The organism is Pseudoalteromonas luteoviolacea (genome assembly GCF_021654285.1).
Classification (GTDB): domain Bacteria; phylum Pseudomonadota; class Gammaproteobacteria; order Enterobacterales; family Alteromonadaceae; genus Pseudoalteromonas; species Pseudoalteromonas luteoviolacea_J.
The window spans coordinates 35751-51536 of record NZ_JAKFZS010000022.1; the positions used below are offsets into that span (position 1 = coordinate 35751).

Sequence of the window (15786 nt, forward strand, 5' to 3'; positions counted from 1 at the left end):
ACGTGTACTAGCTGCCCAAGCCGAGTTTTTGCTGCAGCGCTTTGCGCTGCTCGGGCGATAACGTTGCCAGCTTTAATTGCGTCATGGCGATTTTTTCTAATTTTTGCGGATTGCTATGTTGTGCGCTTAACGCCGCTGCAAATTTCACTATGGTGGCATTATCAAACACCAAGGTCGGTTCAACATCCATCAGCAGCTGCTGCTTGATGCGCGTCACCAGTTTAATGGCCGCCAGTGAATGACCACCAAGGTCAAAGAAACTTGCATCACAACTGACTTTGTCAACCTCAAGAATGTTTGCCAGCGCATCCGCTAACCATGTTTCTAATTGCGAGTTGGGCGCAACGTAGTGGTGGGTTTGTAATTTTGCAACGTCTGGCAGCTGGCTGCGATCAACCTTGCCATTCGCCAGCAGTGGCAACTGTTCAAGCGCCACAAAAAACTGTGGTACCATGGCTTCAGGCAGCTGTTCACGCAAACTGGTTTGAAGATATTGGTTCACATCACCAGTCAGTAAGCCCAAAGCTGCCTCGCCTTGATAGTTGAATCCTGTCAGATAAGCCACTAACGCGGTTTGACCAGCCACTTTATGGGCGGTGACATAACAGCCTACCGAAGTAAGACAGCGACTGACAGCAGCGGCAACATCATTGGGCTCAACACGGAAGCCGCGAATTTGCACCTGATCATCCTTACGGCCAGATAAGCTGATGCTGCCATCAGGCATATATCTGGCAACGTCACCTGTAGGATAAAGGCGCGGTGCCCACTGACTGTCAGTGATAAAGCCTTCGTGTTCCCCTTTACCAAGATAACCACGGGCCAACTGTGTGCCCGCAATATGTAACTCACCTTGCTCACCCATGGCACAAAGCGCGCCTTGCTCATTCAGAATGTAAATCGAGGTACCTGCAAACGCCTTACTCAACTTGGCAACAGTGCCAGCAAAACTGGTTAAGTCATGATATTGGTGAGACAACACACCGACGGTCGCCTCGGTTGGACCATAGTGATTAAAAACTTGCGTGCTTGGACTCAGTTGATGAATTTTTTGTAGTAAAGTCGGCGCACTCGCCTCTCCACCTAAAATTAACTTTTGCGGCAGTGCTTTGGGTTCAGCTTCCAATAACGCTTGCAGATGTGAAGGCACAATTTTCACCACCTCAACCTGATGCGCTGTGACAAATTGCGCAAAGGCCTGTCCTTCTCTCACCGCTTGCTCAGGCGCGACGATAAGGCTGCCCCCATTATAAAAAGCGTTAAACAAACAGGTGTTACCAATGTCCGCCGCCACGGTGGAGGTCAAGCCATAACGCTCAGCCCCCAAGTTAAGTGCCTCACTGGAACCAAAGCAATAATGGGCCAATTGGCCATGCTCAATCACCACGCCTTTGGGGGTGCCCGTCGAGCCTGAAGTAAACAACACATAAGCTGCTTGCTGAGCATTAGGTAAAGCAATGCTGTCCACGGTCGTCAGTTGCTCAGCCTCACTGAGTAATGCCGCTAAACCTAAAGCATGGTCACTGCCTTGCTCACTAATATGGCACGAGGCGCCCGCCGCAGAGATGATCTGTGCTTGGCGTGCTTCGGGCCACACCGGATCAACAGGGCAATAAGCCGCGCCCAAACGTTGAATGGCTAAAATCACCAAAACTTGCTCAAAACTGCGTGGCAAAGCCACAGTGACGATGTCATTACTGACTACGCCATTACTTTTCAGTACCTGAGCGATGCGCAACAAACGGTTATCTAGTGCTGCGTAATCAAGGCTTTGCTGCCCATCGGTCAGTGCCAATACACTATTTTGCTGCGCAAACTGCGTGATTTTATCAAATAACAAAGGCACATCAGTGGCTGGACGATTGAGTCCCAAATGGCGCTGTTGCTCTTGCTCAGTGGCAATGGACAGTGCACTAATTGGCGTGTGAAGCTGGTTATCTAATTGCATCAACAAGTGTTGATATTGCGCGAGCAGGGCCTGCACAGCATCCGCACTGTAGGCTCGACTATCATGACGCAGTGTGAGTATCGCCTCATCTTCTTGCAGCACACACATTAAATGCAGCTCACTGCCATCATCTAGGCGCAGCAGCTGACCCTGCACCTCTCCATGCCATACCTGCATCAGGCAACTCGGCGCAGTGTTTATGCCATATTCGGCGAGGCCAGCAAAGGACTCAGCCCATTCAACATGCTGCTCATTTTGGAAGTCGAAGTGAGTCAACCAAGCACTGAGCGTGTGTGTGGGGTTTACTTCAATGGCCAGCGGCAAATGCAATTGATACACACCCAGTGCACCTTCAAGCTCTTCGCTGATCTGTCTGGCATCGTAACCACAACCGGCGACAAAGCCCTTATTTTGACTGATCCTAGCGAGCAATAACCACCATGTTGCCTGCAATATGACATCAGCGTCCAATTCAAGTTGCTCGGCCAAGTTATCAATGCGCTGCAATAACGATGAGTCCAAAGTGTACGTCTGACTTTGCTGTGCTTGCCTATCGTTGACCTCAGGCGCTTTGCGATAAGGTAATTGAAAGTGCTTATCAAGCTGCTGTAATTTGCTGCCCACTTGCTGCCAGTAAGCCGCCCCTTGAGCCGCTTCTGGCGCAGAATTTGTCTCTGTCACCCAGGCTAAAAAGTCCGGGTATTGGATCACCTCATCATCACACTCTGTGCCATGCACTAATCCATCAATATATTCATAAACACTGGCAATATCTAAGGCCAGCGCATTGGCATGGACCAATAAATAAGCTTGTTGCTGAGCCTCAAAGTGACTTAATTGAATAGTGTGTCCCTGCGCTGCATTTAAAGTCACGGGAATAAGCTTGGCGCGTTCCACCGCCGTTAAGTCCGCAGCACTGTCTAGTGTTTCACAAACGGATGTAGCAGGTTCGGCAGGCATCTGATGGATCTCGTCTTGCCCCTCGATGTGCACAAATGCAAACTGCAAAATCAGCTGTTGCTGAGCAATCTCTGTCGCTCGCTGGTTTATCACTGACACGCTTAAATCTGACGCGATCGGCACCAATACACTGTGCACTGCAGGTGTACTGTTTTCATGTGTTGATAGGTGTTGTTTTTGTTGAACACTCAGGCCAAGGCCCTGCGGATATGCATCAATATGCTTTTGCATCATGCCAAATGTCTCTTGCAGTAAAGTTGGAGCCATTTGGCACACAGGGTTGCATCCAAACAGCCCATTATGAATTAACCAATAATGTGCTTACCCTAGGTGTTTTCAGCCATTCACGTTGGCATAAACAGTGCGTTTCACAGCACCTTGCATTGGGCATTGTTTACCCACACGCTAGGGATGTCTTTTAATGACGAGCAAGGTCGGATTTTTTTTAAGGAAAACACGCAAGAATCTGGCTTTACCCGCCAAAGCGCTGGCCAGAAAATGAAAAAGCCAAGATCACATGGCGACCTTGGCTTTAGGGTGACGTTAAAAAATCAGCTTACTTTTTCAATTTACCAAACTTGGCAGACTTGCGTTTTTTAGCGCCACTACTGCGTTTAGGCTTAGGTAAAGCTTGTTCAGGATGGACAGCCAAAGTATCCAACAGACTCAACCACTGAGTGACCAAGGTCGCCATTTTATCTTTCAGGTAGAGATCTGTTTTAAATACCAAATTACCACTGAACCCAGTTTCACTCGGCTCAATGAAGATGCCTGAGTCAAACTTACTGCTCACTTCACCACTTGGCAGCTCGGTGATCTCCATGCCGTCAACCGGCCAGCGTGGCTGTGGTGTATTTTGCATCACAAACAACTGCTGGAAGATTGGCGAGGTGCCCGCTTGACGCGGTGTATCCACCAATTGCATGATCCGCTCAAGCGTCAGCAGCTGGTGATCTTGCACCGCTAAAAATTGCTGCTGAACCTGCTTTGCCAAACTGATAAGACTCTCATCTGCGCTGACTTTTACGCGCAGTGGCATCACCTTAATGAAATAGCCAATTAATGGCTCCAGCGAAAGCGTTTCTCGACCTGCCATAGGTGTGCCTACTACTAAGTCTTGCTGCCCCGTTTGCTGGCTCAAAAATGCCATATAACTGGCTTTTAACAAGGCAAATAAGGAAACCTGATGCGCCTCGCTCAATGCTTGCAATTGCGCCGCTGTATCAGCTTGAATATCAAACCTTACCTGCTCGCCTTGGCTGCTCGGTTTGTCAGGACGCGGGAAATGCAGCGGTAACGTGGTGATCTGAGGCGCCGCCTCAAGCTGCTGCTGCCAGAATGTATGGTTTTGAGCCCCCTCTTCGGAGGCTAAACGGGCATTTTGCCAGTGCGCATAATCTGCATATTGCACCTCTAGCGGCGCCATCGCTTCGACTAGACTACCGTCGCCAAGCTGCTCAGCATAAAACACGCCAAGCTCTTGCACCAAGTTGGCAATTGACCACCCATCACTGACGATGTGATGCATACTGACCAATAATTGATAGCTATCTGCACCCAGTTGCAGCACTTTGGCGCGCATCAATGGTGCGGTACTTAAATCAAAACCTTGCTGCTCAAAGTCACGGCGCATTTGCATCGCCGTTTGCGCACATTCAACCTGCTCAACAGCAATGGTAAAGTTCACATTTTCAAGCACTTCACTGCGCGGCTCGCCCTCAACATTCACAAAGCGAGTACGCAGCACCTCATGCCGAGCAAGTAACTGGTTAAATGCCAGCTCAAGAGCCTGAATGTCTAGTTCACCACTGAGAGATACGCCCCCAGCGATGTTATACGCAGCTTTATCCGCTGCATCACTCATTTTGTCCGTCAGCCACAAGCTTTGCTGCGCCGCAGACACTGGCATTAGCTCTGTGCGCTCAACAAGTACAAGTGCTAAGCGCGCTGGTCCCTGCTCCGACTGTGCAGTCAGCTGGGCTAAAGCCGCCAAATCTGGCGCATTGAAAATGTCTTTTACTTCAATACCGTAATCACCTAATTGGTTAATTCTAGGCACCAAACGCAGAGCACTGATAGAGTCCCCGCCCAATGCGAAGAAGTTATCGTGTCGACTCACTTGCGGGGCATGTAACAGTGATTGCCAAATCTGTGCTATCTGCTGCTCAAGGCCCGCTTGTGGCGGCACACATGCACCTTGTTCTGATACCAATGTGAGTACCGGTAAGCGTTTACGATCCACCTTGCCATTTTGATTGAGCGGTAACTGCGTCACAATCTCAATGGCTTGTGGGATCATGTACTCAGGTAGGTGCTCACGCAGCGCAACTTGCAGCGCACTGCCAGTCAGCTTGTCACTGACTGCAAATGCCACTAACACAGGTTGCTCCTGCTGGCTTTGCACCAAAACAACCGCCTGTGCCACGCCATCGAGCGCGCTGAGCTGCGCTTCAATTTCACCCAGCTCAATACGATGACCACGAATTTTAATCTGATCGTCAACACGGCCTAAGTATTCCAGCTGTGCCTGCGCATTCCAGCGCACTAAATCACCGGTGCGATAAAGTCGCGTGCCATTGTCGCTAAACGGGTTCGCCACAAAGCGCTCGGCGGTTAAATCCGCTTGCTGCACATAACCTTCCGCTAAACAGCTGCCGCCGATATACAGCTCACCCACAGCACCCTGTGGCAACAAGTTCAAGTCGCTATCTAACACATAGACGTTGCGATTGCCGACCGGCTTACCGATGGGGACGTAACGACCATCAACAGAAGACTTGGCATCACCCAGCCACAGCGTGGGTGTGACCACGGCTTCGGTTGGACCATAGGCATTAACAAACTGTGCTTGTGGCAAGCTTTGCTGAGCTAAATTAAAGTCACCTTGGTGCCAGCCTTCACCGCCGACAATACAAAGGCGCACTGAGTCCAGTTTTGGCACATGACGCAAATACGCAGGCGGTAAGTCCACCACGGTGACTTGCTCAGCCTCCACGTACTCAACAAGTGTATCTGGGCCCATAGATTTCGGGTCAACCACACTCAATTGCGCGCCACTTAGCAGTGGCATTAACAGCTGTTCCAGCGCCGCATCAAAGCCCATTGAGGCAAAGAGCAAAGCGTGATCGCCTTCTTGATAGTGATAATACTGCTGCATGGCATAGCAATGATCTGCCAGCGCCTGATGAGAAACAGCCACGCCTTTTGGTAACCCGGTCGAGCCCGATGTGAAAATCATATAAGCCATTTGCTGGGGTAAAATAGTGTTGCTGAGTGCCGTTGTCGGATACACACTGAGCTTAGACTCATCCAGTGTATGGATAGGCACCCCCTTCAATTCACTAGCTATATCATCACTCAACAATAAATCGGCACCACTTTGCTGTGCAATGTATTGCTGACGTTCAAGAGGCAAACTTGGGTCAATCGGCACGTATGTCGCACCGGACTTCAACACAGCTAAGGCTGCAACCACCATGTCAATGCCACGAGCAAAACGCACTGCCACCACCGGGTGAGATTGTGCACACAGGTAATGTGCCAAACGATCACTTTGCGCTGCGATCTGCTGATAGCTCAATGCCGTGTCGGCAAATTTCAGTGCAGTATTGTGCGGGTATTGTTTTGCCATCGCGCTTAATTGCGACGTCACCAAATTCGCCGCAATATGTGTTTGTCCCTGACTCAAGGCATGCAACTGCGCTTGCTGTTCTTCTGGGAGCAGCACAAGATCGGCAATGCACTGTGATTGCGTATCAACTAACGCAGTCAATACCGCATTCAGTGCTTGGGCAAGCTCAGCTCGGCGCGCTGGACTGAAGCGCTCTTTGGCAAATTCAAACTCAATATTGGTGAGCCCTTCGCTGTTTTCATAGCAGTTCAGCACCAATTCAAACTGGGCTTCGCTGGCAGCAATAGATACGGGGCTCACATCTAATTGGGGCAGAGCAAGCAGCGCTTCCCCATCAACGCGTTGATGGTTGATCATCACTTGGAACAACGGCTGTTCAAGGTCACGGTCTAAATCAAGGCTATCTAATAGTTGCTCAAATGGGAGATCTTGATGCGCTTGTGCGCCCAATAAGTGTGTTTTCACCTGCTCAAGCGCATCACTCAATAACACCTCCCCTGAAAGATGCGTGGTGATCACTTGGGTATTCACAAAGAAGCCAACCAGAGATTCAGTGCCCGCGTTATGACGGTTGGCAATCGGCATACCCACACGAATAGTTGATTGCCCGCTGTAGCGATGGAGCAACACCTTCAGTGCTGTCATCAAGACATTAAACAAGCTGGTGTTGTTGGCTCTAGCATAGTCAGCCAAGGCTGTTTTTAGTGCATCACCGAGCTGAATTTGCTCTGTAATCGCTTGATAGCTACTTTGCTGCGTCGCTATATCGCTTGGCAGACGCAGCGCAGATAAATCATCACCAATGGCACTATGCCAATAACTGAGCTGCTCAGCTTTCACCTCGTCGTTTAACCAAGCCCGCTGCCACTGTGCATAATCACTATAGCGCACGCTTGCGGTGTCGATAGGTAGCACCTTATCCGAGAGCGCATCGCGATATGCCTTAGCAAAATCGTCAATAATGATCTGTAATGACCACGCGTCGGAGATAATGTGGTGCATCACAACCACCAGTTCGTGCTGAGTATCACTGTGTTTTATCAGACCAACTCTGAACAGGTTGCCTTGGGTCAATACAAATGGCTGTGCCACAAAGTCGGCACGCCATGCAGTACTGTCCGCGCCATTGGAGGCATCAAACTCGTGATAGGCACATTGGCCAATCGGTGCGATATATTGCGATACCTGCGCGTCTTTATCTTCGACATACACGGTACGCAGTGCATCATGTCGATTGCTGACAAAGTCCAACGCACTTTGCAGTACCTCTGTATTGAGCGTCCCTTGCAGCATCAAGCCGCCTTTAATGTGATACGCACTGCTCTGTGGTGATAGCTTCCACAAGAACCACTGGCGCAGCTCGGCAAACGACAGTCCAGCGTACCTCTGTGCCTGACGCTGTAGCACCGGCTTGGCACTGGCTTCATTGCCATCAATCAGCGCCGCTAATTGGCCAAGATTGCCCGTACTCAGTAGCTGAGGGAGTTCAAAATGAAGCCCTGATTGCTTACCTTGGCTCGCCACACTCAGTGCCTTAATAGAATCTCCACCTAGGGCAAAGAAGTTATCCTCTCGGCCCACTTGCTCTGCGCCTAATACTGATTGCCAAATAGTGGCTAAGCGTGACTCAGTCTCTGTCTGCGGGGCAACGTACGCCTGTGTTTCTTGCCACTGTGGTGCTGGCAATGCTTTTCTATCGATTTTGCCATTGCTGTTATGCGGCATTTCATCCAACGTCATCACCAATGCAGGCACCATATAATCAGGTAGCCACTGGGCGATGGTGGTTTTAATCATTTCGCTATCGAGTGCTTTACCAGACACATAGCCCACCAGCTGTGTTGTGCCCGTGCTGTTGTCGTCAACGACCACCGCTTCACTGACTCCGCCACAGCGATACAGCTGCGCCTCAATGTCACCCAATTCAATACGGTAACCACGGATCTTCACCTGATGATCCGTACGGCCTAAATATTCAAGCTGACCAGCTTGGTTCCAGCGCACCAGATCGCCAGTGCGATATAAACGGCTACCATCATCCGCAAACGGGTTTGCCACAAAGCGCTCAGCGCTGAGGTCAGGACGAGATAAATAACCACGGGCAAGGCCAAGGCCAGCAATATAAAGCTCACCAGCCACCAGCTGTGGACACAGGTTTAATTGGTTGTCTAACACGTACAGTTGAGTATTTAAGGTGGCATCGCCTAAATGTACTGGCGCCTGTGTCACTTGGTAGCAACTTGACCAAATGGTGGTTTCGGTTGGGCCATACATGTTCCAAAGTTGAACGCCACTTTGTGCCAGATCCGCCACCAACTCCGCAGGCAGGGCTTCACCGCCACACAGGGCCCGCTTGCCCTGCACTTGCGTTAATAAATCAAGCTCTAGCAAGCTGCGCCAACCTGCTGGGGTAGCTTGTATTAAGTCTTGCTCGGCCAGTAACGCAGCGCTCAGCGTCGAGGCATTTTGTGCCACTGTGACCGTACCACCACTTATCAGCGGTAGATAAATTTCTAGCCCAGAGATATCGAATGACAACGAGGTTAATGCCAATGCATTAAGCGCACTCTCCAAGCCCAATTGCTGCTGCATACCTAGTAAGAAGTTAACTAGGTTGCCGTGACTGATCGCCACGCCTTTTGGCAAACCTGTGGAGCCTGAAGTATAAAGGGTGTACACCAATTGATGGTGATGGCGCTGCACATTAAGGTTGCCCTCGTCATATGATGTCAATGGCAGATCTGTGACATTTAAACAGGTCACATCTTCAGTAAAGGACACTTTAGAGTTGGTAAGTGCAAACTTTGCACCACTGTGCTGACAAATATAATCGCGGCGCTCTTTAGGTAGCTCTACCGCGATCGGCACATACACGCCACCCGCTTTACTCACCGCCAGTATTGCGACAATCATTTCAATACCGCGGGTCATGCTGACAGCCACTGGCATTTCTGTGCTCAGTCCTGCTGCAAGCAGCGCCTGCGCCAATTGATTTGCGCGACCACTCAGTGCGTCATAGCTGAGCTGCTCACCTTGCTCATTTTGCACCGCAATAGCTTGAGGCGTTTGCTTTGCCTGTGCTTCAAACATTGCCAATGCATCGCTGCTCGGCAGGGTTTGTGATTTACCAATGCCGAGCTGCTTCACTTGTGCTTGCGTAGCGTCGTCGAGCAACTGAATGTGCCCAAGAGGCTGTTCAACTTGTGTTTGCAGCGCCTCAAGTAGACGCGCCAAGTTATTTGCGAGATGCGCCACAAATTCAGTGCTCAAACGCCAACCTTGGTATGCAAAGTTAATGGTCAGCCCCTGCGCCGTTTCGACAAATACCGTCAGTGGATAGTTGGTTTCTTCACGATTCTCAACCAAAGAGAACTTTGCTCCGTCCAACTCATTGGCACCTAATGTCTCTGAAATTGGGTAGTTTTCAAAAATGAGTAAGCTGTCAAACAGACCTTGCTGAGCAAAGCTAACCTGTCCGTCCGCCAATTTTTGAATTTGATACAAAGGCGTGTGCTCAAATTCACGGCTTTGCATACTGCCTTGCTGGCAGGCTTTGAGCCACTGTCCCACAATCTGCTCATTGTCGAGGGTACTTATCACCGGCAATGTATTGATAAACAAGCCGACCGTGCTGTCACTACCGACTAAATCAGCAGGTCGACCTGAGGTTGTTGCACCAAAGCACACCGCCGATTTATTTAACATGCGGCTCAGTAGCAATGACCACGCACCTTGCAGCACGGTATTAACCGTGATCTCTTGCTGCTGTGCAAAGGCTTGTAACTGCGCCGCTTGTGGTTCATCAAGCTGCAATGTGTGCTGCGCATACCCTAACTGGCTGTCCAAGGCATCGCGGTTTTGCAGTTCAGTCAGATAAGAGGCGTCGTTTAACTGTGCAAGTCGGCTTTGCCAATACGCATCGCCCGCCGCTTCATCTTGTTTGGCAAGATATGCCAAATAATCTTGATACTGACCACCGGGCTGCGGCAATGCTTGCCCTTGATACGCCATCATGACTTCAGCCAGCACCGCGGTGCTGCTCCAGCCATCCAATAACATGTGATGGTAAGTCCAAATGAAGTGATGCTGTTGCGCCGATTGCTGTACCAAGGTGAACGACATTAAGCCCACCTCTTCGGTCACCGCAAAACCTGTATCTAAAATTGTTCGGGCCAGTTTATCGGTTGATTTTTCAGGCTCAGCTTGCCAATCCAATTCATCAAATACGATTTGATGGTCGTGGATGACATACTGTAAAGGCTGTTGAGTCCCAGAGATAAAGCCTGTGCGCAAGGCATCATGTCGCGCCACCACTTGCTGCCATGCTGCCTTAAAACGCGTGACATCCAAGCCGCTGATGTCCAGCCTTAATTGATTCAGATACGCAGCACTTTGCTCAATCATGGAGTGGAACATCATGCCTTGCTGCATCGCAGACAACGGATAAATGCTCGACACCGACGACGGGGCAATCGGCAGTGCATCTAGCTCATCTTGAGATAGGCTCAGCAATGGCACATCCGCAGGTGTCAATCTCACTTCAGCCTCAAGGCAATGGTCAATGACTTCACTGAGTGCCTGCTCAAAGTACTGCGCAAATTCAGCCATGTCCGATGATAATAACCGTGCACCACTGTAGCTGATGGCCAACTGTAACTGGCTGTTTTGGATAGCGCCATTAATTGCAATGTCGGCGCTGAGCGGGTTTTGTGCAGCAATGCTGCTGCCGACGCCGTCTGTATTCATCTGCCAATCGGCTAACTGCGCATTGCTGTTGGCATCTAGCTGACCTAGATAATTAAATTCAATTTGCGGCTTACGCTCTGTGCGCAGCGCCTGCTGCTGTGCTTCGCTGCCATAATATTTAAATGCGCCATACCCGATACCTTTATTAGGGAGCGCACGCAAGCGCTCCTTGGTGCTGATAATGGTCTGTGCCAAATCGTCACCATCACTTAACTTCACCGGATACAGTGACGTGAACCAACCCACTGTGCGGCTTAAATCCAATTGTGACTGCCACGGTTCACGGCCATGCCCTTCTAAGAATACCTGTGCGTCTTTGCTGCCTGTCCACTGCTTCAATGCCACACTCAAAGCAGCCAACAGCAGTTCATCAATATGTGTACGATATGGGCGTGATGCCTGTGATAACAAGGCCTGAGTATGCGACTCGCTCAACTTAATTTGCAAAGTTTGTGCGCTTGCGATGGTCGCATCGCCCTCTGCCACATAGTTAGGTAATTCAAGGGCATCACACTGCTGGTTTTGCCACAGGGCAAACTCATTGGCGTGAGCACTTGGGTAGGCTTGCAACTGCTGCGCCCAATATTGATAGCTGTGGCTTTTTGGTGGAAGTGCAGCTGCCTTGCCCGCGGTAGCCAGTTCAATGCCTTGCAATAAGTCATCCACTAAAATGCGCCAAGAGACACCATCAATCACCAAGTGATGGGCAATTAAGATCAAGGCTTGTCGGCTTTCACTGTGGACATATAAAACCCGCAGCGAGTCAGCGCGCTGAATGCTTAAACTGGCTTGTGCCTGCTCAGCGGCATTGAGCAAATACGTATCAAATTCGCTGTCTGTGGTTTGCTGATACCAAACCACTTCGCGGTAATTCGCTTCATCGTACTCACGATACGCTTGTTGCCATGACCCTTGCTGTTGAAATTGCAGACGCAAGCTATCGTGATGCTTGATCAGCATTTGTACACTGTCATTCAACTGTGCCAAGCCAATAGGCGCTGGTGGCGTTAAACGAATAGCTTGGTTCCAATGATCAATCTGGCTGGGCTGTCTGGCAAAAAACGTATGCTGAATCGGCAGTAATGGCGCATCGCCGCTCACCACTTGCGGGATTTTATCTGCGTCGCTCAACTCACTCAGCGCTTTGGCTAACTGGGCAATGGTCGGTGCTTCAAATACTTGCTTGGCGCTCAGTGCAAAACCATGCTGGCGCATCGCTGACACAATTTGCAAGCTCAGGATCGAATCTCCCCCCAAGGCAAAAAAGTTGTCATCACGACCAATTGGACTTTGCCCTAGTACCTGCTGCCAAGTCTGGCACAGTAATGTTTCTCGCTCCCCTTGCGGTGCTTGATAGGCACGCTGAGTTTGCAACTTAGGCTCAGGCAATGCTTTGCGGTCCACTTTACCATTGCTGCTCAGCGGCAATGCATCCAGTACCATGATGCTGCTAGGCACCATGTAATCGGGCAAAGCATCACTCAAACCCTGCTGCAAACAGCTTTCATCCAAAGACGACCCACTGACATAGGCTGCCAATCTCGCGCCGCCATTGGGGCCACTGACAGCCACCACAACAGCTTCTTTTACGCCATCTTGGGCGAACAATTGCGTCTCTATTTCACCCAGTTCAATACGCAAACCACGGATCTTCACCTGATGATCGGTTCGACCCAGATATTCAAGTTCACCCAGCTCACTCCAACGCACCAAGTCACCACTGCGATATAAACGGCTACCGTCATGGGCAAATGGATTGGCAACAAAGCGCTCCGCACTGAGATCAGGACGATTTGCATAACCGCGTGCAAGACCAACACCACCAATGTAAAGCTCACCCACAGCGCCAATTGGACTGAGGTTCAATTGCTGATCCAACACCCACAGCTCACATCCGGCGATCGGTTTACCGATTGGCACCGCTTTGTCTGCGCGGCCATCACATTCGTAATAGCTGACATCAATGGCCGCTTCCGTAGGACCATACAAGTTGTGGATTTCCAGTTGCGGCAACAGCTTAAGCGTATCGGCTTGCAAAGCCGCAGGCAGCGCTTCACCGCTACAAATAATATGCTTAATGCTGGTACATTTTTGTGCCAGTGGCTCACTGATAAAGGCTTGTAACATCGAAGGCACAAAGTGCAACAAAGTCACCTGCTGGGCTTGAATAAGCTCAGCAAGCTCACGGGGCTCTTTGTGAATTTCCGGCTCAGCCACCACCAAGGTTGCGCCGCGCATCAAAGGCCAGAAGAACTCCCACACAGAAACATCAAACCCATATGGCGTTTTTTGTAACACGCGATCTTGATTGCCAATTGGATAGGCTTGGTCTTGCCAGCTGATCCGGTTGTACAAAGCATGGTGGTGATTCACCACGCCTTTTGGTTTACCCGTTGAGCCTGAGGTATAAATCACATAAGCCGCTTGCTGCGGTAAAATAGTGACGTTTGGATAGTCACCACGGTGCGTCTCTAAGCGCTCTACCAGCGCTGACCAAGTAAAATACGGTACGTTAAATTGCTGATTATCGCGATTTCCCAGCACCAATTTAAAAGTGCTATTTTGCGCAATATATTCAACGCGATCAGCGGGTAAGTTGGGGTCCAATGGTACGTAGGCCGCGCCGCTTTTCATCACCCCGATAAGCGCAATCACCATTTCGAAACTGCGGTCAAAATACACGCCAATTTGATCTTCTGCGCCTATGCCTTGGGCAATCAACCAGTGCGCCAATTGATTGGTGCGCAGTTCAAACTGTGCATAACTCATGTGCTCACCAGCAAAGATCAATGCACTTTGCTCTGGTGTTTTTTGAGCTTGCGCACTGATGATGTCGGCAATAGAGTCTTGCCATTCAAATGCTGACTCGCCATTTGAAAACGACTCCAAGCTCTGCTGTCTGTGCGCTGGATACCAATCTAAATATTGTAGTGGCGAGGCCGGGTGCAAAGAGACCGCACTGAGCAGCGCAGCCAGTTCATCCAAGCAATGTTTGGCAAATGCTTCGCTGTATAAGGTGTTGGCATAGTAAAGGTGCAGTAAGGTATCACCGCTGACTTCTTCAATCACATCCAATTGCAAATCAAAAGGCATAGAAAAGCGCAGCGCTTGAGTATCTTTGAGCCTTACCCCTTGCAATGAGTCCATCGCACCTTTGTCACGCTTTAGATAATTAAACATCACCTGAAACAGCGGGTGACTGCCGGTGCTGCGTGGCGGTTTAATGGCATCGAGCAGGTGCTCAAAAGGTAAATCTTGGTTGGCCTGTGCGAACTGTGAAAACGACTTGGCTTTATCCAGTAACGCTGAAAAGCTGTCTTGTGGTGCCACTTCCAAGCGCACCACTTGGGTATTAATGAAAAAGCCGATTAAACCGTGCGTTTGCGCATGGTGGCGGTTGGCAATGGGCACGCCCACTTTGACATCATGTTGGTCGCTATAGCGATGCAATAAATATTGAAACGCACTGAGCAGTACCAAATACGGCGTCACTTGGTGCTGTTTGGTCAGTGCCTGTACTTGCTGCCATAAATTGCTGGGCAGCGTCATCGATTGGGTCGTGATGGGGTAGTTGCCGCCTTGCCTTGCCAAGCTATTTGCAGGTAGGCGCAGGGGCTCAAAATCGTCGCCAAGCGCCGCTTGCCAGTCTGTTAATTGCTTGTCTAGCAGCGCGGTATGATCTTGCTGTGCAAGCCATAAAGCATAATCTAAGTAGTCGGCTTGCGGCGTCAGTTCAGGTAAACTTTGTTGACTCTGCAACAGCGCATACGCTTGAATAAATTCATTAAATAGCTGCTGCATCGACGTGCCATCAGTCACAATGTGGTGCATCACAACCAGCAAAGTGCACTCCCCCTGAGATTCAAGCAGTGCCACACGTAGCAGAGGCTCTGCGGTTAAATCAAAAGGCTGGTCGGCAATCTCAAATGCCTGCTGCACAGTATCATCTTGGCTGGGCACATCAACGAAAGTGAAGGCATTTTCTGCTTGCAGCTGCTGAACCGTGGTGCCCGCTTCCTCACTGAAACGACTATTTAAAATGCCGTGTTTTGCCACTAAGTGCGCAAAGCTTGCCTGTACCCAGGCTTTATTTAACTGCCCTTGAAAAGACAAGGTGCCCGCTAAGTTGTAGACACTGTCTGCTGGATCTAACTGCCACGCAGTCCAAAGTCGTTGCTGAGCCGGTGTCAATGGCACTTTAGCGCTTCTATCTTCGCGCACCGCTAACTGATTTTGCTTGGCTCTAGATTGACTGTCGGCCAATTTGGCTTTGAGTTTTAATTGCTGTTCTTCAGTTAATGCGCCACCGCGCTCGCGTCTTCTTCTGCGCTTTTGCTCGCTCATGCTGATCCCACCTGGCTATCGATTGTTATGCACTGCTGTGTGTCAGTCGAGATAAATAACAAAGTATTGCTTTGCCTGTACTCAACCACATTGCAATTGGTTTTGGCTTGCTACCACATGACACTCACCACCATACACAGCAACTCAAGCAAGGCAT

The 15786-nt window shown here is 50.0% G+C and carries 2 protein-coding genes; both read right to left on the reverse strand.

Annotated features, from left to right (window positions below):
* Positions 1–7: 7 nt before the first annotated feature.
* Positions 8–3175: an amino acid adenylation domain-containing protein gene (locus tag L1077_RS19105; protein ID WP_237138522.1), complete on the reverse strand. Its 3168-nt coding sequence runs from the start codon at positions 3173–3175 to the stop codon at positions 8–10.
* A 289-nt stretch (positions 3176–3464) separates the two neighbouring features.
* Complete coding sequence (locus L1077_RS19110) at positions 3465–15629, reverse strand: amino acid adenylation domain-containing protein (protein ID WP_237138523.1); 12165 nt, start codon at positions 15627–15629, stop codon at positions 3465–3467.
* Positions 15630–15786 lie beyond the last annotated feature (157 nt).

Coding starts and splice junctions, on each gene's coding strand:
- L1077_RS19105 (WP_237138522.1), bottom strand. CDS start 3,175: ATGGCTCCAACTTTACTGCAAGAGACATTTGGCATGATGCAAAAGCAT.
- L1077_RS19110 (WP_237138523.1), bottom strand. CDS start 15,629: ATGAGCGAGCAAAAGCGCAGAAGAAGACGCGAGCGCGGTGGCGCATTA.